At 63.6% G+C, this 24,806-nt stretch carries 23 protein-coding genes; 9 read left to right on the forward strand and 14 right to left on the reverse strand.

Going from position 1 to position 24,806, the window contains the following annotated elements; all coding sequences use genetic code 11:
* The first annotated feature begins 45 nt into the window (after nucleotides 1-45).
* Nucleotides 46-819 (forward strand): SDR family NAD(P)-dependent oxidoreductase, encoded by a 774-nt coding sequence (locus tag G5V57_RS12525; protein ID WP_165167831.1) that lies wholly within the window; start codon nucleotides 46-48, stop codon nucleotides 817-819.
* 9 nt (nucleotides 820-828) lie between these two features.
* On the opposite strand, the gene G5V57_RS12530 is transcribed toward G5V57_RS12525, so the two are convergent.
* On the reverse strand, nucleotides 829-1,566 hold the full coding sequence (locus tag G5V57_RS12530) for a FadR/GntR family transcriptional regulator (RefSeq protein WP_165167832.1): 738 nt from the start codon (nucleotides 1,564-1,566) through the stop codon (nucleotides 829-831).
* A 187-nt stretch (nucleotides 1,567-1,753) separates the two neighbouring features.
* Here G5V57_RS12530 and G5V57_RS12535 point away from each other — a divergent pair, with 187 nt between their 5' ends.
* Genes G5V57_RS12535 through G5V57_RS12545 form a run of 3 tightly spaced genes read left to right on the forward strand, consistent with a single transcriptional unit; the run spans nucleotide 1,754 to nucleotide 5,293 of the window.
* Nucleotides 1,754-2,407 carry an outer membrane protein gene (locus tag G5V57_RS12535; protein ID WP_165167833.1) on the forward strand — a complete coding sequence of 218 codons (654 nt, stop codon included), beginning with the start codon at nucleotides 1,754-1,756 and terminating at the stop codon, nucleotides 2,405-2,407.
* Between the two features lie 14 nt (nucleotides 2,408-2,421).
* On the forward strand, nucleotides 2,422-3,408 hold the full coding sequence (locus G5V57_RS12540) for a TAXI family TRAP transporter solute-binding subunit (protein ID WP_165167834.1): 987 nt from the start codon (nucleotides 2,422-2,424) through the stop codon (nucleotides 3,406-3,408).
* Nucleotides 3,409-3,421: 13 nt separating this feature from the next.
* Nucleotides 3,422-5,293 (forward strand): TRAP transporter fused permease subunit, encoded by a 1,872-nt coding sequence (locus G5V57_RS12545; protein WP_165167835.1) that lies wholly within the window; start codon nucleotides 3,422-3,424, stop codon nucleotides 5,291-5,293.
* On the opposite strand, the gene G5V57_RS12550 is transcribed toward G5V57_RS12545, so the two are convergent.
* The gene (locus G5V57_RS12550; RefSeq protein ID WP_165167836.1) at nucleotides 5,238-6,713 is read right to left on the reverse strand and encodes a class I adenylate-forming enzyme family protein; all 1,476 of its coding nucleotides are present in this window, start codon (nucleotides 6,711-6,713) and stop codon (nucleotides 5,238-5,240) included. The genes G5V57_RS12545 and G5V57_RS12550 overlap by 56 nt on opposite strands.
* Before the next feature lie 249 nt (nucleotides 6,714-6,962).
* Here G5V57_RS12550 and G5V57_RS12555 point away from each other — a divergent pair, with 249 nt between their 5' ends.
* A complete protein-coding gene (locus G5V57_RS12555; RefSeq protein ID WP_165167837.1) occupies nucleotides 6,963-8,159 on the forward strand; it encodes an alpha/beta fold hydrolase in 1,197 nt (398 codons plus the stop codon).
* Between the two features lie 28 nt (nucleotides 8,160-8,187).
* Here G5V57_RS12555 and G5V57_RS12560 read toward each other — a convergent pair whose 3' ends face one another.
* From G5V57_RS12560 to G5V57_RS12615, 12 genes are all read right to left on the reverse strand, one after another.
* Nucleotides 8,188-9,156 (reverse strand): ABC transporter ATP-binding protein, encoded by a 969-nt coding sequence (locus tag G5V57_RS12560; RefSeq protein ID WP_165167838.1) that lies wholly within the window; start codon nucleotides 9,154-9,156, stop codon nucleotides 8,188-8,190.
* Nucleotides 9,153-10,127 carry an ABC transporter ATP-binding protein gene (locus G5V57_RS12565; protein WP_165167839.1) on the reverse strand — a complete coding sequence of 325 codons (975 nt, stop codon included), beginning with the start codon at nucleotides 10,125-10,127 and terminating at the stop codon, nucleotides 9,153-9,155. The genes G5V57_RS12560 and G5V57_RS12565 overlap by 4 nt, the downstream gene beginning before the upstream one ends.
* Nucleotides 10,124-10,990 (reverse strand): ABC transporter permease, encoded by an 867-nt coding sequence (locus tag G5V57_RS12570; RefSeq protein WP_246737604.1) that lies wholly within the window; start codon nucleotides 10,988-10,990, stop codon nucleotides 10,124-10,126. The genes G5V57_RS12565 and G5V57_RS12570 overlap by 4 nt, the downstream gene beginning before the upstream one ends.
* Complete coding sequence (locus G5V57_RS12575) at nucleotides 10,971-11,915, reverse strand: ABC transporter permease (RefSeq protein ID WP_165167840.1); 945 nt, start codon at nucleotides 11,913-11,915, stop codon at nucleotides 10,971-10,973. The genes G5V57_RS12570 and G5V57_RS12575 overlap by 20 nt, the downstream gene beginning before the upstream one ends.
* 205 nt (nucleotides 11,916-12,120) lie before the next feature.
* Nucleotides 12,121-13,680: an ABC transporter substrate-binding protein gene (locus G5V57_RS12580; protein WP_165167841.1), complete on the reverse strand. Its 1,560-nt coding sequence runs from the start codon at nucleotides 13,678-13,680 to the stop codon at nucleotides 12,121-12,123.
* 184 nt (nucleotides 13,681-13,864) lie between these two features.
* A complete protein-coding gene (locus G5V57_RS12585) occupies nucleotides 13,865-14,437 on the reverse strand; it encodes an NADPH-dependent FMN reductase (protein WP_165167842.1) in 573 nt (190 codons plus the stop codon).
* 46 nt (nucleotides 14,438-14,483) lie between these two features.
* Nucleotides 14,484-16,502, reverse strand: coding sequence for a CocE/NonD family hydrolase (locus G5V57_RS12590; protein ID WP_165167843.1), 2,019 nt, complete (start codon nucleotides 16,500-16,502; stop codon nucleotides 14,484-14,486).
* Nucleotides 16,499-17,953: an aldo/keto reductase gene (locus G5V57_RS12595; protein ID WP_165167844.1), complete on the reverse strand. Its 1,455-nt coding sequence runs from the start codon at nucleotides 17,951-17,953 to the stop codon at nucleotides 16,499-16,501. The genes G5V57_RS12590 and G5V57_RS12595 overlap by 4 nt, the downstream gene beginning before the upstream one ends.
* Nucleotides 17,954-18,150: 197 nt before the next feature.
* On the reverse strand, nucleotides 18,151-19,413 hold the full coding sequence (locus G5V57_RS12600) for an ABC transporter substrate-binding protein (protein ID WP_165167845.1): 1,263 nt from the start codon (nucleotides 19,411-19,413) through the stop codon (nucleotides 18,151-18,153).
* 39 nt (nucleotides 19,414-19,452) lie between these two features.
* A complete protein-coding gene (locus G5V57_RS12605) occupies nucleotides 19,453-19,848 on the reverse strand; it encodes a DUF4440 domain-containing protein (protein WP_165167846.1) in 396 nt (131 codons plus the stop codon).
* On the reverse strand, nucleotides 19,845-20,897 hold the full coding sequence (locus G5V57_RS12610) for an aldo/keto reductase (protein ID WP_165167847.1): 1,053 nt from the start codon (nucleotides 20,895-20,897) through the stop codon (nucleotides 19,845-19,847). The genes G5V57_RS12605 and G5V57_RS12610 overlap by 4 nt, the downstream gene beginning before the upstream one ends.
* A 2-nt stretch (nucleotides 20,898-20,899) precedes the next feature.
* Nucleotides 20,900-21,259, reverse strand: a complete 360-nt coding sequence (locus G5V57_RS12615; protein ID WP_165167848.1) for a TIGR04076 family protein — start codon at nucleotides 21,257-21,259, stop codon at nucleotides 20,900-20,902.
* A 119-nt stretch (nucleotides 21,260-21,378) separates the two neighbouring features.
* On the opposite strand from G5V57_RS12615, the gene G5V57_RS12620 reads away from it, so the two are divergent.
* From G5V57_RS12620 to G5V57_RS12635, 4 genes are read left to right on the forward strand one after another with little or no spacing between them, the layout of a single operon-like run.
* Nucleotides 21,379-22,137, forward strand: coding sequence for an ABC transporter ATP-binding protein (locus G5V57_RS12620; RefSeq protein WP_165167849.1), 759 nt, complete (start codon nucleotides 21,379-21,381; stop codon nucleotides 22,135-22,137).
* A complete protein-coding gene (locus G5V57_RS12625) occupies nucleotides 22,134-22,871 on the forward strand; it encodes an ABC transporter ATP-binding protein (protein ID WP_165167850.1) in 738 nt (245 codons plus the stop codon). The genes G5V57_RS12620 and G5V57_RS12625 overlap by 4 nt, the downstream gene beginning before the upstream one ends.
* Complete coding sequence (locus tag G5V57_RS12630; protein WP_165167851.1) at nucleotides 22,868-23,773, forward strand: branched-chain amino acid ABC transporter permease; 906 nt, start codon at nucleotides 22,868-22,870, stop codon at nucleotides 23,771-23,773. The genes G5V57_RS12625 and G5V57_RS12630 overlap by 4 nt, the downstream gene beginning before the upstream one ends.
* Nucleotides 23,773-24,720, forward strand: coding sequence for a branched-chain amino acid ABC transporter permease (locus tag G5V57_RS12635; RefSeq protein WP_165167852.1), 948 nt, complete (start codon nucleotides 23,773-23,775; stop codon nucleotides 24,718-24,720). The genes G5V57_RS12630 and G5V57_RS12635 overlap by 1 nt, the downstream gene beginning before the upstream one ends.
* Nucleotides 24,721-24,806 lie beyond the last annotated feature (86 nt).

The raw sequence follows: 24,806 nt of genomic DNA on the forward strand, positions 1-24,806 counted from the left end.
AATTTATCTTATAATATTATTTATATCTCCAGGAAGGATAGAGCCATGGCAGACCCTCACCAGCCGGATTTCGGCCTTGCCGGCAAGACCGTCCTCATCACCGGCGCTTCCCGCGGCATCGGCCGCGCCATTGCCGAGGGCTGCTGGCGCTCGGGCGCCGACCTGCTGCTCGGCGTGCGCGACAAAGCGAGTGTCGCTGATATCGTGGCGGGCGCACAAGCCGCCGGCCGGCGCGCGCTGGCACTCAGGATGGATGTCGGCACCCTGGCGGAGATCCGTAACGCCGTCGCCGAGGGCCACAAGGCGATGGGCCGCATCGACGTGCTGGTCAACAATGTGGGCATCGGCACCGAGGCGCCGCCGGAAGATGTGACCGAGGAGGACTTCGACCAGACCGTCAATGTCAATCTCAAAGGCACCTTCTTCGTCTCGCAGACTGTCGGCCGTCTGATGATCGCGCAAGGCGGCGGGCGCATCGTCAATATCAGCTCGCAGGCCGGTACCGTCGCCCTGCACAAGGAGTCCATCTATTGCATGACCAAGGCGGCGATCAATCATCTGACCCGCTGCCTCGCTTTCGAATGGGCCCGGCACAAGATCAATGTGAACAGCGTCGGTCCGACCTTCATCTGGACCGACGGTACGCGCCCCTATCTCAGCGAGGCCAAATATCATGACGCCACGCTGAACCATATTCCACTGGGGCGGATCGGCGATCCGATCGATGTGGTGGGCGCTGTGATTTTCCTGGCGTCGCCCGCCGCCGGCCTGATCACCGGCGCCAATCTGCTCATCGATGGCGGGTGGTCATTAGGTTGAACCAAGGAGTCAGCGCGCTTTTCTTTTTCCGCTCTTCAGATGGCCGGTGATGAAATCGCGCGTCTCGCCGAGGAGCTTCTCCATCGCGCGTCTGGCGGCCTGCGGGTCGCGGGCGCGGATGGCGTCGAGCACCTTGCCATGCTGCGGCAGGAATACGGTGAAGGACTCGCTCGACGTCTGGTGGCTGATATAGAGGCCGACGGCGATCAGATGGCCCATCTGGTGCAGGAGCGCGTTTTTGCCGGCGGCGAGGATGGCGCGGTGGAAGCGCAGATCGGCGTCGATGGCGGCCGGGGTGCTCGGGCTCACCTTGGTCATTTCGGCGAAAGCCTCTCCGATCTCGGCGATGTCGCTCGCATGAGCGCGCTCCGCCGCCAGGGCGGCCGCCTGCGGCTCGATCATCAGCCGGATCTCGAACAACTCGCTATAGAACTGCACCGGCGGCATGGCGCTGAAGCGCCAGCTGAGCACTTCTGGATCGAGCAGGTTCCAGTGTGTCGGCGGCATCACCCGGATTCCGGTGCGCGTCTTCGATTCGATGAGGCCGCGCGCCGCCAGCGACTTGACCGCCTCGCGGATCACCGAGCGGCTGGCCCCGAATTCACGGCCGAGATCGGCCTCGATCGGAAAGGGATCGCCGGGTCTGAGATCGCCCCGGATGATGCGGGTGCCCAGATCCTCCACCACATGAGCGAAGAGATTGCGTTTTTGCACCCGTCCCAGCGCAAGTCTCGGCGGCTTGATCATGGAGTCTGCGATTATGGAGATTCCGCGATTTTGGCAAGCATGTCTAATTATATGACAATTAGTGGGTGTCGGTCCGGGATTTAATTCAGGTTGCAGCTTGTTGCAAGGAGTACAATCATAAATTGGCCCTGGAATCTTTACTCGACGGAGTCTATAGGACGACCGAGTGCAGATCTGGGGACTTCCTATGAAGAAGAAGCTGTTTCAGTATTCGGCCACGCCCGCGCTGCTTGCCGGGATGGCCGCGCTTTCTCCGACGGTGTCGGCGCAATCTCTTTTCGATGATGTGAATTTCTATGTCGGCGCCACCGGCGGCTATTTGTCCGGCAGGGCAGAGCACGAGCTGAACAGGAACAACGGAACCAGCGACAGCGAGGTCACCACGGATAATCTGGGGATCCTCAGCGCGATTGCCGGCATCGACACGCGCAGCAATGGCTGGCTCTTCGGCGTGGAAGGCGATATCGGCCTGCCGCTTGGCGACTATCCTCATGATGATGACATCATGGATGAGATGCAGTGGACCGACTTCAAATACAATGCCCACTTGCGCGCCCGTGTGGGCCGCAGCGTCGACAATGTCGATCTCTTCATCGCCGCTGGCCTGGCGATCGCCAAGTTCAAATCGGTAGACGATGACGACGAGAGCCACAGCAGTACATTGACCGGCTTCTCGATCGGCGGCGGCGTCGATTGGGCGTTCAACGATCTGCTGAAGGCGCGTGTCGAGATCCTCTATGACGATTACGGCAGCGAGGACACGTTTAATTCCTTCAGTACTCAGTATTCCGGCGACTGGTCCGACGTGACGGTGCGCGGCGGCCTGCTGTTCACCTTCTAAGAAACGATCTTCACATGCGCTGGTTTTGCCAGGGCCACAAGGCAACCGCATTGGCCCTGTGCCTCCTGTCCATCATCGTGGGCGGAGTCACCGGGGTTGCCGCCGAACCCTTGGGCATCGGCTCGACACCGGCCGGCACGCCGTCTTACGCCATGGCTTTGGCCATCGCCAAAGCGGTGAAGGAAGAGGCGGGACTCGATGTCCTGCCCAAACCCTTCAAAAGCACGGGACAGGCTTTGCCTCTCGTCGAGCGCGGCGAACTGAAGCTCGGCCTGTCCAACGGCGCCGAGCTCGCGGCCGCCTGGAACGGCACCGGCGTCTTCAAGGACCGCGCCGGCAAGAACATCCGTCTCGTGGCGCGTCTCTTCCCCTTCCGGCTGGCGCTGGCGGTGCGCCAGGACGATCCGGCGCAAAGCCTGGCCGATCTCAAGACGCGGACATTGCCGTCAGGCTTCACCACGACGACGACCGGCGAGCAACTGGTCGCCGCTATGATCTCGACGGCCGGCCTCGCGCTGCCGGATGTGAAGACGGTCAAGGTCGCCGACTTCCAGTCGATGCGCGACGCCTTTCTCGACCGGCGCACCGATGTCACGGTCTTCATCGTCGGCTCGGGCGTCGATGAGGAGCTCGCCCGCAAGGTCGGCGGTGTCCGGCTGCTCGAGCTACCGGCCGGCGCCGAGGCGGACGCCAGGATCAAGGCGGTGCTGCCGGTGGCGCGCACCGAGACAGTCGATCCCAAGGATGCCGGCCCGGTCATCGACAGGCCGACACGCGTCATGTCCTATGATTTCTATCTCTACGCGCATGAGGCCGCGCCCGCCGAGGCCATCAAACCGCTGATTTCGGCGCTGCTCAATCGGAAGGACACGCTGGTCGCCGCTTATCCCTCCTACGCCTGGCTGGGGCGGCAGACCATTATCGGTGATATCGGCCTTCCCTATCACGCCGCCGCCGAAGAGGCCTATCGCGAATTGGGACTATGGCCGGCAAGCCCGTGACGGCGGGCGCGTCGTGAGCGACGACAGGAGACGTTCGCCGCTCTCGGATATCCTGGCGGCCTGCCTCATCATCTGGCCGCCTCTTTGGGTCCTCGATCCGTTCCATCTTATCCAGTCGCGGCTGACGATCGAGCAGTTCGCCGTGCTGGAGCTGGGACTCTGCCTCGTCTGGGCGGCCGTGACCCGCCTGCCGGCGGCACACATGGGGATTGTCGCCTGCGCCGCCGCGGCGGCGGCGGCGATCCTTTGCGGCTGGCTCTTCATCCGCTTCCCGGCTCTCACTCTGTCGATGTATGACGGCGGCAACGAGACGCTCGTTCTTTCCCTTCTTTTGATGCTCGCCTGTTTCATCGCCGGATGGTTCCTGGCCGGCCGCGCACTCACCGGCCTCGTCGCACTCTTCCTTGTCTATGGCCTTTTGACGCTGCATTTCCCCAGCGCTCTCTTCGCGCTCGGCGGCGGCGCCAGGACTTTCCTCACCTATATGACTTTCGGCAGCGATGCGATCATCGGACAGACGCTGATCGTCGTGACGGTGACCGTCTCCTGCTTCGTTCTCTTCGGCCGCGCTTTTCTCATCGCCGATGGCGCCGGCGCGATCAACAATGTGGCGCTGTTGCTCGGCGGCAGGAATCCTGTCGCGCCGGTCAAGACCGCCGTCCTCGCCTCCGGCATGTTCGGCACCGTTAGCGGCAATGCCACCTCCAACGTCTTGACCGTCGGCAGCGTTACCATCCCCTTGATGATGCGCTATGGCGTGAGGCCCGCCACCGCCGGCGGCATAGAGGCGGTCGCTTCGACGGGTGGCCAGCTGATGCCGCCGATGATGGGTACGGCGGCCTTCATGATGGCCGAGCTCACCGGCATTTCCTATGCCGAGATCGCTTTGGCCGCCTTGATCCCGGCACTGCTCTTCTATTTCGTGCTGCTGGTCGAGGCGCATCGTATCGGCAAGGCGGTGGCGACGACAGCGCCGAATGATATGCCTGCAATCGATCGGAAGGCGGCCTTCGTCTCGCTCGGCCTGTTCGCGCTTGTTCTCCTCGCCGTCAGCGTCCTGCTGTTCTGGTATGCCTACTCGCCGGAATGGACGGCGGTCTTGGGCGTTCTCTTGTGTGCTGCCGTCACCGCGCCGCGCCTGTGGACATCGCTGAGCTGGGCGGCGCTGCGCCGCGAGATCGGCGACATGGCCGAAATCCTCGTGCCGTTGGTTGTGACGGCGTCCATTGTCGGCGTCATGCTGGCGGTCATCAACACCACCGGCCTCGGCGTGATGCTGGCTTTCCTCCTCGAGCAGATCGGCGGCAAGGGCCTGTTCCTGTCGCTTCTGGTCGCCGCGGCGGCGAGTTATCTTCTGGGCCTCAGCCTGTCGACGGCAGCGGTCTATGTCATCAGCGCCACTTTGGTGGCGCCGGGACTGGTGGCACTGGGCGTGCCGGTGCTCGCCGCCCATCTTTTCGTGCTTTATATGGCGATGCTGTCGATGATTTCGCCGCCCGTCGCCTTTGCCTGCCTCGCCACCTGCGGCCTGACCGGCGCCAGCTTCTCCGCGACCTGCCGCGAGGCCCTGCGCTTCTCGGTTCTGATCTTCTGGATACCCTTTATCTTCATCTACAATCCGGGGCTCCTGCTGATCGGTTCGTCTTGGCAGATCGTCGTGGCGCTCGCCACCGCGGCAGCGGCGGCGGTCACCGCCAGCGCGGCACTGGCGAAAAACCGAGCGATGCTGACTGAAGGCCTTGCCTATGCGCTGCTATCCGTCCTGCTTGTCTGGCCGGCACTGCCCGATATCACGCGGATAAGCCTCGCGCTGCTGGTCGCCCTCTGGTTCAGCCCGATAGCACGCGGCTTCCGTGATCGCGGACTGTCGCGAAAAGCGTCTTGAGCATTTGCTTGTCGATCTTGCCCGTCGTCAGCAGCGGCAACGTGTCGAGCAGAAGGTATCTGCGCGGCGTTATGCGGCCGATGCGCCGGGAGAACTTGTCGTCGAACTGGGCGAGCATGAAACCGGCTTGCGTGACAAGCGCGACACACACCGTGTCGAAGCCCGCCTCGTTCCTGTGGCTGGTGATGGCGGCCTGCGTGACGCCTGGCGACTTGGAGGCGAACTCCTCCAGCGCATGAGCCGACAGCTTGTTGCCGCCGACATTGATCAGGTCGCTCGTGCGCCCGGCGAGAAACAACATGCCGTCTTCGATCTGTCCGACATCGCCCGGCTCGAACCAGCCTTCGGCGTCATAGGGCGATGCGGTTGACCCATGCGAGATCATCGTCTCGGGCCGGTATTGGCTTGTGACCCGGATCTGCAGCCGCCCGCTTTCTCCAGAGGAGAGGACCTGCCCCTCCGGCGATAGGATGCGCATTTCGGCCCAGGGCGCGATCCGGCCGACCGCGTCCGGATCGGCAATCACGTCCGCCGCGTCGCCGAGCACGGTCGGCCCGGTCTCGGTCGCCCCATAGGCGATCACGACCTCGGGACACAGCTTGCGGCGGGCGCGCTCGAGCAGGGTGCCTGAGACCTGGCTGCCACCGACGATGATCTTTCTGAGTCCCGGGAGAACCTGATCGTCGGCGCGCGCATTGACGAGGTCGACCAGAAGATTGGGCGTCGTCATGATCTCCTCGATGGCGAGCCGTTCGACCTCGGCCATCGTATGGGCGGCATTGCGGCCCGGAAAGATGAGGAGCCCGCCCGACCGCAAGCTGCGGAAGCCGTTCTGGAACCCCCACAGCGCCGACATGCCGGGCGTGATCAGGCGTCGGGGGTGCTGCGTGCCATGCATCTTGTCCTGCAAGGTGAGGCGGGCGATCTGTGTTTCAAAAGTGAGAGCGAAGAATTTGCGCTCGCCCGTGCTGCCGGAGGAGGCGCAGATGATCGCGACGTCAGCCGGCGACCGGATGGCTTCATCGCTGATCTCGATGTCCTCGCCAGCGCCGGCTGCCCAGCTCTGATCGAAGCGGATCGCTCCGGGACCTGAGTCGAAATCCAGACTGTCGCTGATGATTCCGTCGAGCTTCACGCCTGCCTGAATCATGTTCCGGGCCCGGTCGCCCATGGCGGCGGTGGCACCGAGCCGCGACAGGGCCACTACCATGCAGATGGTCGCCGCGGGATGGGTGATGCTGATGGCGATCCGCTGTCCCGCGGCAACGCCCCGAGAGCGCGCCTCGCGCGCGAAATGCGCAATGGTTTCGCCGAGGCGCCGATAGGTGATTTCCTGGCCGTCGGGCGCCACGATGGCGAGGCTGCCCGGGCTGGCCTCGATTGCGGGACGCAAGAGGTCAAAGAGATTTCTGGCCGTCATGGAGTTCCGGTCGGGACGAGGGATCTGTACCCCTTGTCCTTCAGGCAAGCGGCGCTTCCGCGCAACAGAAATCTCGGCGCCGGACCGGAAGGACACTGCGCCATTTCGATCGAACCGCTGATCCAGAACAAGGATCGGGAATTCAGGTCGTTTCCGGCGAGTAGCCAGGTATTGGCCATGCCTTGAACAAGACGTGGTGTTGGATTATCACCCCGCCACGTGGGCGCTGGGATTCTGCTGGGGGATGAGTTGATCTTTCGGTTTGGCGAGTACCAGATTGATACCGATCTGTTCGAACTGAAGCGTGGCGCCGACGTGGTCAAGGTCGAGCCGCAGGTCTTCGGGCTGCTTGTCCTTCTCATCAGGAACCGCCATCGCGTGGTGAGCCAGAGCGAGCTTCTCGAGGAAATCTGGCCCGGCAGGAGCGTGTCGCTGTCGACGGTGGCCAGCCGCATCAATGGCGTGCGCTCGGCGATCGGCGACAGCGGGGCCGCGCAGAGGATCATCCGGACCATCCAGCGCAAGGGCTTCCGCTTTGTCGCAGAGGTGAGCGAGGCGGCGGAGAATCCCGCCGCAACCCGGCGTCCGGCCGAGACCGCCGATACCCAGGACATCCGTTTCTGCACCACCTCCGACAATGTCCGCATCGCCTATGCGCTTGCCGGCAAGGGGCGCCCCGTTCTCAAAGCCGGAAACTGGCTCAATCACCTGGACTATGACTGGAAAAGTCCGATCTGGAGTCATCTGTTGCAGTGGCTGGCGTCGGAGAACCAGCTCATCCGCTATGATGCGCGGGGCAACGGCATGTCCGATTGGGATGTCCGCGACATCTCCTTCGCCTCCTATCTGCGTGATCTGGAAAGCGTCGCCGACGCCTCGCATCTGGAGCGCTTCACTTTGCTCGGCATATCGCAGGGTTGCGCCGTCTCCATCGCCTATGCGGTCAAGCACCCTGAGCGAGTCAAGAAGCTCATCCTCTATGGCGGCTTCGCGCGGGGCCGTCGCATCCGCGGAACGATTGAGGAGATTGAGCAGGCGGAAGCCATGATCACGCTCATTCGTACCGGCTGGGGGCAGGAGAATCCGGCATTTCGGCAGGTCTTCACATCGCTGCTGCTGCCGGGCGGAACGCCCGAACAGATGCAATGGTTCAATGACCTGCAGAAAGCGACCGCCTCGCCGGAGAATGCGGTCAGGATGCGCTTCGTTTCCGACACGCTGGATGTCAGCTCTCTTCTTTCACAGGTGAAGGCGCCGACCTTGGTCCTTCACTGCAAGGGTGACGCGGTCCAGCCCTTGAGCGAGGGCATGTATATCGCCGCGCGCATTCCGGGCGCGCGCTTCGTGGCGCTCGAGGGTCGCAATCACCTCATCCTGGAAACCGATCCCGGCTGGCCGAAATTCCAGGAAGAGGTTGGGAGGTTTCTGAGTGAGGACGAAGCCTAAGCCGGTCTCCGGCGACCGTCCGCAGCCCTCACGCCGGATTGTGGCAGGAGAAACGGTGATCGGTCGAAATGAACTGCTCCTTCGGCATTTCCGTCCGGCAGATATCGCGCTTGAACAGGCAGCGCGGATGGAACTCGCAGCCTGAAGGCCGGTTGAACAGGCTTGGCGTCTCGCCCTCCGCCTCGATGACATACGAGGCCGCGTCGGGATCGGCTTTGAGATTGGCGGAGAGCAGCGCCGTCGTATAGCGATGGCGCGGCGAGCGGAAGATCTCAGAGGTGCGGCCCTCCTCGACGATGCGGCCCAGATACATGACCGCCATGCGTTCGGCCACGTGACGCACGACATTGAGATTGTGGGTGATCATCAGGAAGGTAATGCCGAGCTTGCGTTGCAGGTCGCGCATGAGATTGAGCATCTCGCCCTGGATGGAGACATCCAGTCCGGCGGTCGGTTCGTCCGCGATGACGAGCTTGGGCCGGAGCGCCAAAGCGCGGGCGATGGATATCCGCCGCGCCTGGCCGCCCGACAATTGATGAGGATAGCGTTGGACGAAATGGGCGGGCAAGCCGACATCGTCGAGCAGGCGGGCGATCTTGCCGTCGATATCCATGGTCTCGCCATGCACCTTGAAGGGTTCGGCCAGGATGGACCGCACGGTGAGGCGCGGACTTAGCGAACCGATCGGGTCCTGGAAGATCATGGCGATCTCGCGCCGCATCGGACGCAGGGCGGTTTCGGTCAGGCCCGATATGGTCCGGCCGGCGAAATCGATTCTGCCGCTGTGGATGGGCACGAGGCCGGTGATGGCGCGGGCCAGCGTGGTCTTGCCGGAGCCCGATTCTCCGACCAGCGCATAGGTTCTGCCGGCCTCGAGCGCGAAAGAGACGCCGGCCACCGCTTCGATGGATGACGGCTGGCCCGAAAGCTTTGCCGCGATCCGGTTATGCGCCGCGAACCGGATGACGACGTCGCTGACCTCGAGCAGCGGCTTCATGTGGCGGCGAGCTCGCGTGCTTTGTGACAGGCCGCTTGATGGCCGGGCCTCACTGTCGCGTTGGGCGGCCGCTCGCCGCAGAGCGCGAACTGGTCGGGGCAGCGGTCGCGGAAGATGCAGCCTTGCGGAATATGCACGAGATCGGGCAATTCGCCGGCAATGGTCGGCAGGATATCTTGCGTCTCGGCGATGCGGCCGGGATCGCAGTCGAGCAGCTTGCGCGTATAGGGGTGACGTGGGTCGCGGAAAATGTCGCGTACCGCTCCTTCTTCCACGACTTCACCCGCATACATGATGGCAACCCGCTCGCACAGTTCCGCCACCGCGCCCAGATGATGCGAGATGAACAGCACCGAGCAGCCGATGTCGCTCTGCAGCTCCTTGAGCAGGCGGATGACCTGCACTTCGAGCGTGGCGTCGAGCGCGGTGGTCGGCTCATCGGCGATGAGGAGATCGGGGTCGGTCAACAGCGCCATGGCAATGCAGATGCGCTGGCGCATGCCGCCCGAGAATTGATGCGGATACTGGTCGAGGCGGCGCGTCGCATCGGGCATGCGCACTTTCTCCAGGAACTCGATGGCCCGCCCCCTTTTTTCGGAGGTGCTGGCCTGGCGCCGATACTGGATGGCGGTCATCTGCGCGCCGATCGTCAGTACCGGATTGAGCGCCGTCATCGGGTCCTGGAAGATGGTGGTGATACGCGCGCCGCGAAGCTTGCGCATGCCGCTTGCCGGCAGGCCGACAAGTTCCTGGCCGTCGAAGCCGATATGGCCCGAAACCGCGCCGACATTGGCGGGCAGCAGGCCGATGACCGCATTGATGAGCGTCGACTTCCCGCAACCCGACTCGCCGATGATGCCGACGATCTCGCTCCTGCCGACGCTGAGCGAGACATCGCGCAGCGCCTTGAGCTCGCCGCGCGGGGTGCGGAAGGAGACGGAAAGCCCTTTGATGTCGAGAAGCGGGCTCATCCGTCCTGCCTCAGGCGCGGATCGAGGTGATCGCGCAAGGTCTCGCCTAGAAAGGTGAAGCCGAGCGTCGCGATGATGATGGGCAGGCCGCCGGCAATCGCGGGCCAGGCGCTTTCGCGGATGAAGGCATAGCCGTCATTGAGGATAGAGCCCCAGGACGGCGTCGGCGGCCTCACCCCCAGGCCCAGGAAGCTCATGCCGGCCTCGATCGTGATCACGACCGGGATATCCATCGAGACGAGTATGACGAGAGGGCCGATGAGGTTGGGCATGATATGGACGGCGAGAATACGCCAGGAAGGGGCGCCGAGACTTCGCGCCGAGAGCACGAATTCGGTGGTCTTAAGCGACATGGTCTGCGCCCTCACTACCCGCGCATAGCCGGGCAGCGTCGCGAGCACCACCACCAGCACGACGGTGGCGAGGCTGGGGCCCGTCAGCGTCACCAGCGCCAGCGCCAGCATCACGGTCGGAAACGCGCGGAGAGAATCAAAGAAGAGCAGCAGCAGAGAATCGAGCCAGCGCGGCCCATAGCCGGCGATCATGCCGAGCAGCAATCCTCCGGTGAAGGATATCCCGGTCGCGACAAAGGCGACGCCGAGCGCGATGCGGGCGCCGTAAAGCACGCGGGTGAAGAGATCGCGCCCCAGATGATCGGTGCCGAGGAGATGGGCGAAGCTCGGATCGAGGAAGCGGTCGCGCATCGCAAGCTTGGCCGGGTTGTAGCCGGTGAAGCCGGCAAACAGCGCGCCGAGCACGATCAAGGCCACAAGCGTGATGCCGAGAAGTCCCATCGGCTCGCCGAGGATGCGGGCGAGCCGGCTCGACCGGACGTTCACGCTGTCAAAGGGTTGAGCGGACACGGGGATCCAGTCCTGCCGCGATGAGATCGGCGATCAAGGTGCACAGTACATAGAAGCCGGTGGTGACCATCACGGCGCCCATGACCACCGGATAGTTGCGGGTGCTGATGGCATCGAAGATCAGCTTGCCTACGCCTGGCCGCGCGAAGACGATTTCGGCAAAGACGGCGCTCGAGATCATATTGCCGACCCCCATGCCGAGCAGCACCACGGTCGGGATGATGGCGATCTTGAGCGCATAGCGATAGGTGATGGTGCGCTCCTCGAGTCCAAAGGCGCGCGCCATGCGCACATGATTTTCAGTCAGCACCTCCAGCATCGAGGCGCGCACCATGCGGGCGAGATAGCCGACCCAGCCGAGACCGACGGCGAGCGAGGGCAGGACGAGATGATAGAGCTGGTCGAGGGGCGCGCCGCTGTCGCCGGCGCCGATGGTGGGGAACCAGCCGAGCTTCACCGAGAAGAGCAGCAGGCCGTAGATGGCGATGACGAAGGAGGGCAACGCGATGGAGCTCACCGACAGCACGCCGACAATGCGGTCGGCGAGCGAGCCGCGATAGAGGGCGGCGAAGCAGCCGAGCGGGATGCCGATCAAGGCCGACCAGGTGATGCTGGCGAAGATCAACGCCAGCGTAAAAGGCACCTGCTCCATCACGGTAACGAGCACGGAACGGTTGGTCAGCACATCGGTGCCGAGATCGCCGGTCAGCACCCGGCCGAAGAAGCGCGCGATCTGGATGAGCGCCGGCTGGTCGAGGCCCATCTGCTGGCGGAACATCTCGCGCATTTCAGGCGAGGCGAGAGGGCCCAAGAGCACCGCCGCCGGATCGCCGGGAATGAGCTGGATCATGCTGATCAGCATGATCAGCGCGACCGCCGTGATGATAACGGCGAGACCTAAACGCTTCAGGGCGTAGAGGAGCATTGCAGTTTACCCTTGCCCCGTCTTGCTTCCCCTTCTCCCGCTTGCGGGAGAAGGTGGCGCGAAGCGCCGGATGAGGGTGTCCTTCGTGACGAGGGCAAAATCCCTCGCAGAGATTCTGCTATTGAACCAACACCCTCACCCGCCCTGTCGGGCACCCTCTCCCGCAGGCGGGAGAGGGGGAAAGTTGCAGGGCGCGTAAGAGAGATCACGCGCTGGCCTTGAACCCATGGAAGATCGGATTGCCATTGGGCATCAGCGCCGGTTCGATCTTGTCACTGTAGCCCACCCCCACCGCGCCATGGGTGAGGAAGACATAGGCGCCCGATTCTTCCATCAGGTCCTGCATGCGCACATACATCTCATTGCGCTTCTGAGTGTCGGGCTCGATCTTAGCTTTCTTGTTCAGCTCGCCGAATTCCGGGCTGTTCCAGCGCTCCCAGTTCCACACGCCGATCTGCTCGGGCGTGAACCAGTCGGTGGCAAAGGAGGGGTCGGGCTGCATCGAGAAGCGGTTGATGATGAGCTGCAGCTTCTTCCAGCTGTCGCCGGATTTCTCATCGCCGAGGCTCCAGAAGGTGCCGGAATCATGCTGCTGGATCGTCACCGTGATGCCGAGCTCGGCGAGATTTGCCTGCACCGCCTGCGCCGCGCTCGCGAATTCCGTGGTGTTCAGGATGGCGAGCGTGCATTCGAAGCCCGAGTCCATGCCTGCTTTTTTCAAGAGTTCGCGCGCCGCATCGGGATTGTAGCTATAGATGTTCTTTTCGCGATGACCGATGAGGCCCGGCGCGATGATGCCGGTGGCGGGCTCCGCGGCGCCGAAATAGGCCGCTTCCAGCACACTCGGCACATCGATCGCCTGCTGCACGGCGTGGCGCACCTCGGGCTTGTCGAAGGGCGCCGCCTCCACATTCATGCCGAGCCACACATAAGCGAGCGACGGCTTGACGGCGAGCTTGCCGCCCTTGGGCGGCGTCTTCTTGAAGCGCGGGATAGAGCTCGCTTCCAGCCATGTGTAATCGATATCGCCAGCCTCGAGTCCAAGTTCGGCGGTCTTCGCGTCTTCGATCGGGATGACATGGATCTCGTCGAAATAGGGCGCCTCTCCCTTCCAGTCGGGATTGCGGGCGAGCACGACACGCTGCTTCGGTTGCCACTCCTTCAGGACATAGCGCCCGCTTTGCGCCGGCGGCTTGGTGTCGAAGCGCCCGCCCACGGCCTCCACCGCCTTGCGCGACACGATCTTTCCCGAGCCGAAGACGAGGCCGACATTCCACAGCGGCGGAAAAGGCGCCTTGAGCACGATGGTGCCGGACTTGTCGTCCTTCACCTCGACGTGGTCGAGCACTTCCCAGTCGCCTTTGTAGGGTGAGTCGAGCTTGGGATCGATCATGCGCTCGAAGGAGAATTTGACATCGTCCGCCGTCACCGGCCCATGGCCGTCGGTCCAGCTGAGTCCGTCCATGAGGGTGAAGTCGATATGGGTCGGGTCGACCTGCTCGAGCTTCGCCGCCCCATCGAGCCTCCATTTCCATGTGTCGCCGGGCGTCATATCGGCGAGGCCGACGAAGATATTGCGCATCACGTCGTCTTCCGGAGCCCCCTTGCGGAAGGCCGGGTCGAGATTCTGGATATCGGCATAGGACCTGACGCGCAATGTCTTGCCGCCTTGGGCGAGTGCGGCGCTTTGATAGAAGGCAGGCGACAAGCCCGCGGCGGCGAACGCGGCAAGCATCTGACGGCGTGATAGGTTCATCCCACTCATGGTCCGCTCCCTGTGCTTTTGATTATAAGGCCTACAGGATGCGCTTAGTTTCTCGGGCTTGGCAACCCTGGAGCATCGGACCGAAAAGTGCGAAGCGGTTTTCGGAGAATCCGATGCGCAAATCAAGGAGATAGAGCGCCGAGGTGATTCCATGAGAACGCCCGGCGCTCGGGAGGCGCGCCGTTCAATCCGGGTGCAATTCCTGATCAGCCGCCCGGATGAAGCTGGCGAAACCCGCCATGAAGGCTCTGACCTGTTCCTGAGTTGCCGCATTGACGAGGTCGCCATCGTCGCTGAAGGCTCCATGCGCCCGCGAGACGAGCAGACGGCCGCCGCTCCAGAAATTCACCCGCAAGGTGCGCAGCACCGGAAGCCAGGCGCTTTGGCTCAGGATCGTTCCGAAGCCGCCGGGCGAGGCGCCCATCAGGGCCACGGGCTTGCCGCCGAAGACCCGCTTGATGTCGGCATCGGGCCGTGACAGCCAGTCGACGGCATTCTTGAAAACGCCGGGGATCGAATTGTTGTATTCGGGCGTAACCAGCAAGAGCCCATCTGCCGCCGCGATCGCATCCTTCAGCGCCGACACGCGCTCGGGCAATCCCTCGCCGGCTTCGACATCCGCGTCGTAAAGCGGAATACCGTGAATGGTCTCGACCGTGACGTCCACACTTTCGGGTGCTAGCCGCGCCGCGGCGCGCGCCAGCGTCGTGTTGAGCGAACCACGCCGCAGGCTGCCCGAAAGCGCGATCAGTTTCATCACCAACGGTTCCTCCTTCGGTTCGCTACCTTCTGGACACTCGCCTTTACAGATGATCGCGCGGGATGCGGAAGGACCATTCGCGCGAGAAGGTGTGCGCTTCGCTCTCGTGTGCCGTGAGCTTGCCGGTCAGTATGAGTTCGGTTGCGCTCACGCTCATCGTGGTGTGGGTCTCGATGGCGATGTGGAAATCGCCGCGCTGGTATTCCTTGCGCCAGCGCGTCTCCGCCTTGGCCGACAGTGGATCGTCCGGATGGATGCGGTAGCGCCTTTCGGCTCTCACCCCATAGGTCCAGTTGAAATCGTCGATCTGGGTGAGCCCGTCATCCTGCAGCCTGAACATCTCGACTTCTTCGGTCTTGAGGTCGCGGGTGATGGTGAATTCACTGGCGCCCTGGCGTAGCGCCGTCTTGCGCAAGGTGGGCGCGTTCTCGACCGGCTCGAACGGGCGCAACTGAGCGTCCTCCGGACGCGCGCGGCGCACCGGCAGGTCGAGGCGGCTTAGGGTCGTGGCGACCGAGAGCGTGGTCTTTTCTGGCGAAGGCCACACGATCGGCCAATAGGCGTTCGAAAGTGCCAGCCTGAGCCGGTTTCCCGCGCCAATGCGTTGGCCAAGTTCATTGAGCCTGATCGTCACTTGGTAACGTGTGCCGGGCTCCAGCGGCTTCAGATCCACATGCCCGTCGCGATGGGTCAGATTGAGAAGCCCGTAAGAGAGCCGCGTGGCGGAGCCGTCGGGCAGCACTTCCGAAAGCGTGGCGGCGACGAAGGCCGCCGGCCGGTCGGCCGCGACGTCGAGATGGAGGATGGGTGCGCCCAGGAGCTCGAGCGGTTCGGTCATCGGCGCGCTGTCGAAGACGAGTGAGCCGCCAGCCTCCTCGCGCTGATCGCCCGGCTCATCCGCCTCGACCCCATAGGGGCACCATTTGCCGGCGGCGAGCCCGATGGTCTGCGGTGAGCAAATGGAGAGGCGAAGCTCGGGTCCGCCGGCCCTGTCGGCGAGAACGCCGTCACCCAGTGTCAAGGTGAGCGGCTTGGCCTCTGCAATGGGCCAGCACGCCTCGGCCACCCAGCGGCCCGGGCGCTCGGCGTAATGCGTGCGGGGCGGCACCGGATCCTGGATCCAGGCGCGCAGAGGCGGCTCGTCCAGGATGCCGGTCTCGATGCCCTTCAGCCACTTGTCCCACCAGCGCAAGGATTCCTGCAGGAACCCGATGCGCGGACCGGGCTCGGCGAAGTTCGGATATTTATGCGCCCAGGGGCCGATCAGCGCCTTCTTCGGGCAGGTGAGGTGCTCCATCATGCGGAAGATCGGATTGGAATAGCCGTCCATCCAGCCGCCCACGAGATAGACCGGGCACTGGATGGCGCCATAGTCCTCGCAGATCGAGCCGTGTTTATAGAGATCGTCGCGACGCTGACGGCGATGCCATTCCTCGAGCCAGAAGCCCGATTCGTTGAGCCGGCCCAGCCACAGATCGCGCCATCTATCGCCGACGAGCAGGGGATCGGGCGGCGTCGCATTGATGCTGAACATCGTCGAGCCCCAGGCGAATTTGTCGACCAGCAGGCAGCCGCCCATGAAATGCACGTCATCGGCATAGCGATCGTCCGTCGAGCAGAGCGAGATCACCGCCTTGAGTTCGGGCGGGCGGCGCGCCGCGATCTGCAGGCCGTTGAAGCCGCCCCAGGAAATGCCGATCATGCCGATCGACCCGGTACACCAGGATTGCGCCGCGATCCAGGCCAGCACTTCGAGCGCGTCGTCCTGCTCCTGCTTCAGATATTCGCCTCTGAGCACGCCTTCGGAATCTCCCGCGCCGCGCATGTCGACGCGGATCGCGGCATAGCCATGGCCGGCGAAATAGGGATGATTGAGCGCGTCGCGCTCGGTGGTGCCGTCACGCTTGCGATAGGGCAGATATTCGAGAATGGCGGGAACCGGCCGCTGCTCGGCATCCTTGGGCAGCCAAATCATCGCCGACAGCCTGACGCCGTCCGACAGCGGGATCTCGACATGCTCGATCAGGCGGATGGCGCGCGGGAATTCGGTTCTGGTCTTCATTCTTCGACAATGGCCTCCGCTTCGATCTCGACGTCATATTTGCCGATCAGCGCGCCGATTTCGAGCAGCGTATTGGCCGGCCTGATATGGCCGAAGACGCGGCCATGTACCTTGGAGACCTCTTCCCAGGCCGACTGGTCGCGCAAATATACCCGGGTGCGCACGACATCCTCGAGCGTGCCCCCCAAGGCCTCGATGCTGGCGCGGATCTTATCGAGAATATAGACGGTCTGGCTGGCCGGGCTGCCGGGCGCGATCAATTCGCCCGCGCCATGCGTCGCGGTGGTGCCGCTCACCATGATGCGGTCCTTGACCCGCACCGCCCGGCTGTAGCCGGCGAGCGGTTCCCAGATGCTGCCCGTGTCGATGCGCAGGCGCGACGGGCGGTCCGGCACGGCTTGCGCTGCATAGACTTTCGGGAAGCTCGCCAGATGATGGCTGAGATCGCCCGAGGCGGTGAGGAACGGGGGTTTGCGATATTCATCGCCGCAATCGCCACCGATCGGCTTGGCCTCGGCCAAGGCGGCATCGAGCTGGCTGTGGTCTTCCGCATCCAGCGCGAAATCGAAGATCTTGAGGTTGTCGGCGCGGTGCTCGCGCTCGCCGAGCCTGGCCCCGATGATGATGCCCGCCACCGCCTTCTGCTCCAGCACCCAGCGCGTCGCGACATTGCCGATCGAGACCTTGTGCTTGCGCGCTATGCTGTCCGCGGCGGCAAGGATGCCCTGCAGGACGTCCCAGCCGCCGATCGCCTCGACGAAGCGCAGATATTTCATCAGGCTCCAGTTCTGCGTGTCCTTGGGGCTGGTCCTGCCGAGCCACTTCTCGGTCAGAAGTCCGCCGGCCAGCGTGCCGTAAGCCAGGAGCCTGACGCCGGACTTGGCGCAGAACTCGCTCATGGGGCCCGCAGCGCGGCGGTCGAGCAGCGAGAAGCACACCTGATTGGTGACGAGCGGAATGCCGTGATCGTGCAGAAGACGCAGGTGGTCGGTGTCGAAATTGGTGGTGCCGAGATGGCCGATGATGCCCTGCGTCTTGAGCCGCGCCAGCTCCTTCATCGCATCGATCCAGCCCGGATGCTGGAACATCCACCAGTGAAATTGCAGCAGATCGATCTTCTCGACCTTGAGGCGCTCACGCGCCCGCTCGACGGCGGCGCGAACCACCTCCGGCGTCATGGCGCCCGGCGTCGGGCACCATTTCGTCGCGATGACGCCGGCGCGGGTGATGTCCCGGTAATGACCGGCGATGATCTCGGCGCTGCCATAGTGATCGGCCATGTCGAACGTGTCGAAGCCCGCATCCGCATAGGCTTTCATGTCGCGCGCCAGAGCCGGGTGGTCGAGCACGCGCCCGTCCTTTTCCATATCGGCGATCTGCCAGAGGCCTACGAGCAGTCGGCTGATCTCGAGATCGGGAGCAAGGGTGAAGCGGTCGGGATGGCGGGTCATGAAACTCAATTCTGCGTGGTCTGAAATTACTTCTCCCTCCCCGCTTGCGGGGAGGGTACGCCCGTAGGGCGGGGGTGGGGTCAGTTGGTCAAGTTGCCCCCACCCGGTCTACGCTTCGCTCCGACCACCCTCCCCCACGCCTCAAGAGGCGCGTGGGAGGGAGAAGTGAAAACGGAGCGATCGCACACCGATATGCGCTAATTCCCGATCTTGGCCTTGATCGCGTCGACATCGGCGGTGGTCATTTCGCCGACCGTCGTGACTTCGCCATTCTGGATGCGCCACAGACGGAAGGGGCCGGTGATGTCGCCATATTGATCAAAGCTCACCGGGCCGATGACGCCTTCATATTTGATCGGTTTGCCTTCCTTGATGAGCTTCAGCGCCTTGGCGAATTCGTCCTTGCCGGCATGGATCACCTCGCCCTTGGGGTCGAGCACCTTGTTGATCGCCTCCTTGATGGCCGCGGGCTCCGCCTTGCCGGCCTGCGCGATGGCGAGGCCGACAATGGCGCCCGCATCATAGGAGCGGTCGGCCGCCGGATTGGACGGCTCGATGCCGGAGAATTCCTTGTAGTTCTTCATGAAATAATCGGTCGAGGGCGTCGGATTGGTGCCCGACGAGGTGCCGTAGGCGTCGTCGAGATACTTGGCGCCGACATTGGTGATGAAGTCCGGGCTGTTCATGCCGTCATTGAGCAGAAACTTCGCGACACCGCCCTGCGAGATCCACTGCCTGGCGATGGTGGCGCCATCGACGGGGTAGGAGATGAGATAGAGCCCGTCGGGCGAGCCGGTCATCGCGGCGGTGACTTCCGCCTGATAGCTCGGCTGCTTCTCGTTGTAAGGCGTTGCCGAGATGATCTCGCCGCCCATGGCCTTATAGGCCTTGGAGAACTCCTTCACCATGTTGACGCCGAAGTCGTTGTTCACATGGATGATGGCGAGCTTCTTGAAGCCCTGGTCGAGCGCATATTTAGCTGCCGCCACGCCTTGCAGCGCATCGGACGTTATGGTGCGGAAGAACACGCCATTCGTCTTGCCTTCGCGGCCGAGCGCGGTGAGCGTCGGCGAGGAGGAGGCGGGCGACACCTGCACAACCTTTGCCGGGCCGGTCACCGAGGTGAGGATCGGGATCGAGACTGAGGAAATGATGCCGCCGATCAGCGCCGGCACTTTCTTGACCTGGACAAGCTGGGCCGCAACATCGACGGCCACATTGCCCTGGCTCTGGCTGTCGCGCGTGTCGGTCAGAAGCTTGCAGCCATCGATCACGCCGCCCGCGTCATTGATGTCGCGGAAAGCCATTTCGACCGATTTGGCGCCGGCCTGGCCATACTGGCCGGCGGGTCCCGTCAGCTCCATCACGAGGCCGACGGTGACGTCGCAGGCGGCTTGGCTCGCCGCCGGCGTCAGGGCCAGACCCGCGAGAGCGGTCATGGCCAGCAAAGCGTATCTCATTTTGTCTCCTCCCTATGGGGCAGGCCGTCCTGCCTCTTGTCAGTCGGCAATCCAGGTTTCCTGCAAATAGTGCCAGAGGACGCCACACGGCGCCCCGGGAACCGCTTCGAACAGGGCCACCGATACGCGTTGAGACGTCTCGCCGTCACGATACTGTTCCTCGACATACTGGAGCAAGACGCCTTGCTCAGTCTCGCTGACCGGCCTGATGTCACTGATGGTGATGCGGAAATCGGCCCGCGCCTTGGCATTGACGAGGCCCGCCATGATCTGGGTCCGGGTTACGCGCCGGCCTTCCGGCGTCACCATCAGCATATCGGGCGCCAAGGCCAACTCGGCGCGGCTGAAATCGCGGTCGCGGCCGGTGAAGGCCTCGACGAAGAAGGCATGCAGTTCGACCACCTCGCGGGCGGCAGCTTGCGCAAGCGGCGTCATGAGGCTTCCTTGTTGAGATTGTATTTCATGATCGAGCCGTGCCTTCCGTGGCGGTCGCGTTCGAGGGTGAAGGTGTCGCCCTCAGGCCCCTTCCTCCGGCGGAGCACCGACGCGATGTCGGCATGATCGCCAGGCGTCAGCCGGAGATCGAAGATGGCGCGATTGGCCGCGAGGTGATGGCGGTTTCGCGCGCCTACGATGACGGCGCCCACTTGCGGGCGCTCCAGCATGGCGCGGCTCGCCACCGTCGCGATATCACTTCCATACGTATCGGCGATGCCACGTAGCGTAGCGAGCAGCTCCTGGAACAGCGCCCAGCCGCCGAAATCATCGATGACCAGCTTGTATTTGGTCAGCGACCGATTCTCGAAAGGCGGCTTGGGCTCAGGCCTGCCGAGCCACTGGTCGCTCAGGAAGCCGCCGGCGACCGAGCCATAGCAGAGGAGATGCACATCATGTTTCCGGCAGAGCGCGACGAGGCTATTTTCCGGCCGCGCATCGAGAAGCGAATATTGCACCTGCATGCTGGCCAGCGGGAAGCCGGCCTCCATGAGCTCGGCCGACCGCGGCGTATCGAAATTGGTACCGCCCAGAAGATCGATCTTGCCCGCCTGCTGAAGTTCCTTGAGCCACAGCGCGGTCTCGAGATAGCCCGGGAAGTCGTAGTCCCACCAATGGAACTGAACGAGATCGAGCCGCTCCATCCTGAGCCGCTTGAGCGATTGATCGATGATCGCCTGCACATGGGCTTTGCTGATCCTCGGCAGGAGATCGAGATCAGGCACGCATTTGGTATGGATCTTGACGCGCCTGAGTGCGTCCGCTCCGTGCTTGTCCTTATAGACAGACCTGAATTCGCCGATGAGCTCCTCGACGCCGGTATAGATGTCGGCGCAGTCGAAGGTGGTGATGCCGGCCTCGCAGAAGAGCGCGAGATCCGCCACCGCGTCCCGGCGTTCGACGGCGCCATGGCCGCCGGCGAGCTGCCAGCCGCCGCGGATGACCCGGGAGATCTGATAGCCCGGGCGCAGGTCGAAGAATTCAGTCATGGTCAAACAGTCTTGTCCTTGGGGAGCGCAACTGCCGTCGTCTCGGAATGGCGGAAGCGCCTCTTGGCGCCCCTGATGATGCGCAGTCGGCTCGGGCAATTGGGGTCGGGGCAGGCGATCTCGGCATCGGTCGACATCCAGTCATGTGGATGCGTCTCGCGCTGCTTGGCGGCGAGCAGCGGCAGCACCGAGGCCAGCGAATAGATGGATATGCCTTGTCCCGGCGGCAGATACAGCATCTCGCCCTTGAGCTCGAAATAATCCCCCACCTTGGCGCCGCAATAGAGCTTGGCACCCACGGGGGCGACGACTTCGATGCGCAGGTCGTAAAGCTCAAAACTGTCGTCGGAGACAGCGGCCATGGCAAATTGCTTCCTGTGGGCTGGTGATGAAGCGGGAGGAATGATAACAGCTGAGACTCTTAGAGCAAATCCCGCCGAAGCTACAGGCTTTGGTGACTGGATTGCGTCAGGGGAAAGGTATGTTGGAAGTCCGGTCCGTCTCGAAGCATTTCGGCGGCGCTGAGGTGGTTTCGGATGTGTCGTTGAAGGTCGGGCAAGGCTCGATCGCCGGGCTCATCGGGCCTAATGGCGCCGGCAAGACCACGCTCTTCAATCTCATCGCCGGCAGCTTCCGGCCGACGTCGGGCGACATCCTGCTCGAAGGGAAGGCGATCACGACGGAAGCGGCGTATCGGCGGCTGAAGCAGGGCCTCGGACGCACCTTTCAGATCCCGAAGCCTTTCGCCGAAATGACGCTCATCGAGAACATGCTGACCGCCGCACAGGGACAGAAGGGCGAAAGCCTCTTCGCCAACTGGCTGACGCCGCGTCGTGTCGCCAGCGACGAGCGCGCCAATGCCGAGCGGGCCATGGCGCATCTCGACTTCTTAGGGTTAGCCCGCCTCGCCCGCGAGCCGGCGCGCGTGCTTTCCGGCGGCCAGCGCAAGCTTCTCGAGCTCGGCCGTGTGTTGATGGCGGATCCCCGCATCATCCTGCTCGACGAGCCCGGCGCCGGCGTCAATCCGGCGCTGCTCGACACCATCATCGACCGGGTGATCGAGATCAACCGGCGCGGCATCACCTTTCTCATTATCGAGCATAATATGGATCTCGTCGCGCGGCTCTGCGGCCATGTCTTCGTCCTGTCGGCGGGCCGCATGCTGTTCGAGGGCACGTCCGCCGAAGTCATCAGGAACCCTGAAGTCATCGACGCCTATCTCGGCACAGGCAGCGCATGACAGAACCGATCCTCGCCATCAACAGCCTGGAAGCTGGCTATGAGCCGGGCGCCCCCATCGTGCGCGGCGTCAGCCTTGCGGTGTCGCCGGGTGAGATCGTCACCATTCTCGGACCCAATGGCGCCGGCAAGTCGACCTTCATCAAAGCCATTGCCGGTCTTGTGTCGAAATCCGCCGGCGCCGTGACGCTGGACGGCCGCGACATCACCAGGAGCCCCGCGCATCTTTTGGCGCGCCAGGGCCTCGGCTTCGTGCCGCAGACGGAGAATGTCTTCACGCTGATGTCGATCATCGACAATCTCCGTCTCGCCGCCGATATCCTGCCGAAGGTCGAGCGGGCGGAAAAGATCGAGGCGATGCTGACGCTGTTTCCCGATCTCGCGCGTCAGCATCAACTGGCGGCCGGACGTCTCTCGGGCGGCCAGCGCCAGATGCTCGCCGTCGCGCGCGCTTTGATTGCAGGCCCCCGCATTCTGATGCTCGATGAAGCCTCCGCCGGACTTTCCCCCAAGCTCGTCGGTCAGGTCTTCGCCAAGCTTGCCGAGATCCGCCATACCGGCATCACCATCGTGATGGTTGAGCAGAATGCCAAGGCGGCGCTGACCCTCGCCGACCGCGCCGTCATTCTGGTCGAAGGCAGGACCGCGCATGAAGGCAAAGCCGCCGATATCGCCTCCGATCCGGTAATCCGCGAGCTCTATCTGGGTGTCGCCCCGGCCAGGGGGGCGGCATGAACCTGCAATTCATTGCCGATGGCCTCATCATGGGCGCGCTGATCGGGCTCGGCGCCGTCGGCGTCACGCTCACTTACTCGATCCTGCGCTTCGCCAATTTCGCCCATGGCGAATTCCTCGCCTGGGGCACCTACTTCACTCTGGCGCTGGCTTCGGGTTTCGGCGCCATGTTCGGCGGATCGGGAACGATCGGAGCTTTGTCCTTCGGCTGGCCGGTCGTCCTGGCGGGCGTGCTGGCGGCGCTGCTCACCGGTCTTCTGGCACTCGCCCTCGATCGCGTCCTCTTCGCCAAACTGCGCGACCGCGGCAATGCCATCGTCATGGTCATGGCGAGCTTCGGCGCCTCGATGGCGCTGCGCAGCCTGCTCGAGTTCCTCTTCACTTCCGAGCCCGCTTATTTCTCGCGCGACATTCAGATCGCCACACCCATCGCTTTCGGCATCCGCTTGACGCCCGATCAGATATTCCTTCTGCTCCTCACCCTGGCTCTCGTCATCGTCATGGAGCGCTTCATGGCGCTGAGCCCGACCGGGCGCGCCATGCGCGCGGTGTCGGAAAATCCGGTCCTGGCGCGTGTCGCCGGCGTCGATGTCGATCGCGTCATCCGCGCCACTTGGATGATCGGCGGCGCGCTTGCATGCGCAGCCGGTGTCATGCTCGGCATCACCGTGCAGATCAGGCCCTTCATGGGGTTCGATCTGCTTTTGCCGCTCTTCGCCGCCGCGATCCTCGGCGGCATCGGCAGCGTGCCGGGCGCGGTTCTGGGCGGCCTGATTGTCGGCCTCGCGGAAGCCGCGGCGGTACAGGTCGTCGGCGCCGACTACCGCGCCGCCATTGCCTTTCTCATTCTGATCGCGGTGCTGCTGGTCAAGCCCTCCGGACTTTTCGGAGGGCGCGCCTGATGCTCGATCTCCTCGCCTATGCCGCCTTCTTTCTGGTCACGGCGCTCACCTATGGCATCATCTGTCTCGGCCTCAATGTGCAATGGGGGCAGACCGGCCTCTTCAATGTCGGCGTCGCCGGCTTCGTCGCCATTGGCGCCTATGTGTCGGCGCTCCTCACCACGCCCGACGTGGCAGACCGTTTCGGCGGCTTCGGCCTGCCGGTCTGGTTCGGCTGGATCGCCGCCATGATCGTCTCGGGCGCGGCAGCGGCGCTCATCGGCGCCATCACCTTGCGCCTGCGCGCCGATTATCTCGCCATCACGACATTCGGCATCGCTATCGCCATCCAACTCGTCGCCCTCAATGCCGAGACAGTGACCGGCGGGCCTTTCGGCATCGGCTTCATTCCGCGCGCCTTTGGCGGGCTCGAGGACCGGCCGGTCGCCTTCAATCTCGCCAATCTGGCTTTGATCGGCGCCATTACGGCGCTTCTCTACTATGGGCTGGAACGGCTGGTGCGCAGTCCCTGGGGCCGCGTTCTGCGCGCCATCCGCGAGGATGAGGCGGCTGCGGTGTCACTCGGCAAGAATGCCAATCTCTTTCGCATCCAGGCATTCGCGCTAGGCAGCGCCATCATGGGCCTGGCGGGCGCCCTGCAGGCCCATTTCATCGGCTTCATCGCGCCCGAGAATTATGTCTCGACCCTGACCTTCCAGGTCTGGGCCATGCTGATCATCGGTGGTTCGGGCAATAATCGCGGCGCGCTTTTGGGCGCTGTGCTGGTCTGGGGCCTTTGGAGCGTCACAGGCGCGCTCCTCGCCGCCTTCGTGCCGGGCGAATATCAGGCGCGCGCCGCGGCGTTGCAGATCGTGCTCATCGGCGTGGCGCTCGCCGCCTTGCTGGTCTTGCGGCCACGTGGTCTTTTCGGCGAGGAAAAAATGATCTCTCGCTTCCTGAAAGACTGACGGCGGAACGCATAGGTCACGATCACTTGCCGGTCCCGGCCGTACTGGGTATGGGGATTGACTGCACGGACCGTGCGTAAGCGAGG

The sequence above is a fragment of the Nordella sp. HKS 07 genome, from assembly GCF_011046735.1.
GTDB lineage: Bacteria > Pseudomonadota > Alphaproteobacteria > Rhizobiales > Aestuariivirgaceae > Taklimakanibacter.

Coding starts and splice junctions, on each gene's coding strand:
- G5V57_RS12525 (WP_165167831.1), top strand. CDS start 46: ATGGCAGACCCTCACCAGCCGGATTTCGGCCTTGCCGGCAAGACCGTC.
- G5V57_RS12530 (WP_165167832.1), bottom strand. CDS start 1,566: ATGATCAAGCCGCCGAGACTTGCGCTGGGACGGGTGCAAAAACGCAAT.
- G5V57_RS12535 (WP_165167833.1), top strand. CDS start 1,754: ATGAAGAAGAAGCTGTTTCAGTATTCGGCCACGCCCGCGCTGCTTGCC.
- G5V57_RS12540 (WP_165167834.1), top strand. CDS start 2,422: ATGCGCTGGTTTTGCCAGGGCCACAAGGCAACCGCATTGGCCCTGTGC.
- G5V57_RS12550 (WP_165167836.1), bottom strand. CDS start 6,713: ATGACGGCCAGAAATCTCTTTGACCTCTTGCGTCCCGCAATCGAGGCC.
- G5V57_RS12560 (WP_165167838.1), bottom strand. CDS start 9,156: ATGAAGCCGCTGCTCGAGGTCAGCGACGTCGTCATCCGGTTCGCGGCG.
- G5V57_RS12565 (WP_165167839.1), bottom strand. CDS start 10,127: ATGAGCCCGCTTCTCGACATCAAAGGGCTTTCCGTCTCCTTCCGCACC.
- G5V57_RS12575 (WP_165167840.1), bottom strand. CDS start 11,915: ATGCTCCTCTACGCCCTGAAGCGTTTAGGTCTCGCCGTTATCATCACG.
- G5V57_RS12580 (WP_165167841.1), bottom strand. CDS start 13,680: ATGAGTGGGATGAACCTATCACGCCGTCAGATGCTTGCCGCGTTCGCC.
- G5V57_RS12585 (WP_165167842.1), bottom strand. CDS start 14,437: ATGAAACTGATCGCGCTTTCGGGCAGCCTGCGGCGTGGTTCGCTCAAC.
- G5V57_RS12590 (WP_165167843.1), bottom strand. CDS start 16,502: ATGAAGACCAGAACCGAATTCCCGCGCGCCATCCGCCTGATCGAGCAT.
- G5V57_RS12595 (WP_165167844.1), bottom strand. CDS start 17,953: ATGACCCGCCATCCCGACCGCTTCACCCTTGCTCCCGATCTCGAGATC.
- G5V57_RS12600 (WP_165167845.1), bottom strand. CDS start 19,413: ATGAGATACGCTTTGCTGGCCATGACCGCTCTCGCGGGTCTGGCCCTG.
- G5V57_RS12605 (WP_165167846.1), bottom strand. CDS start 19,848: ATGACGCCGCTTGCGCAAGCTGCCGCCCGCGAGGTGGTCGAACTGCAT.
- G5V57_RS12610 (WP_165167847.1), bottom strand. CDS start 20,897: ATGACTGAATTCTTCGACCTGCGCCCGGGCTATCAGATCTCCCGGGTC.
- G5V57_RS12615 (WP_165167848.1), bottom strand. CDS start 21,259: ATGGCCGCTGTCTCCGACGACAGTTTTGAGCTTTACGACCTGCGCATC.
- G5V57_RS12620 (WP_165167849.1), top strand. CDS start 21,379: ATGTTGGAAGTCCGGTCCGTCTCGAAGCATTTCGGCGGCGCTGAGGTG.
- G5V57_RS12625 (WP_165167850.1), top strand. CDS start 22,134: ATGACAGAACCGATCCTCGCCATCAACAGCCTGGAAGCTGGCTATGAG.
- G5V57_RS12630 (WP_165167851.1), top strand. CDS start 22,868: ATGAACCTGCAATTCATTGCCGATGGCCTCATCATGGGCGCGCTGATC.
- G5V57_RS12635 (WP_165167852.1), top strand. CDS start 23,773: ATGCTCGATCTCCTCGCCTATGCCGCCTTCTTTCTGGTCACGGCGCTC.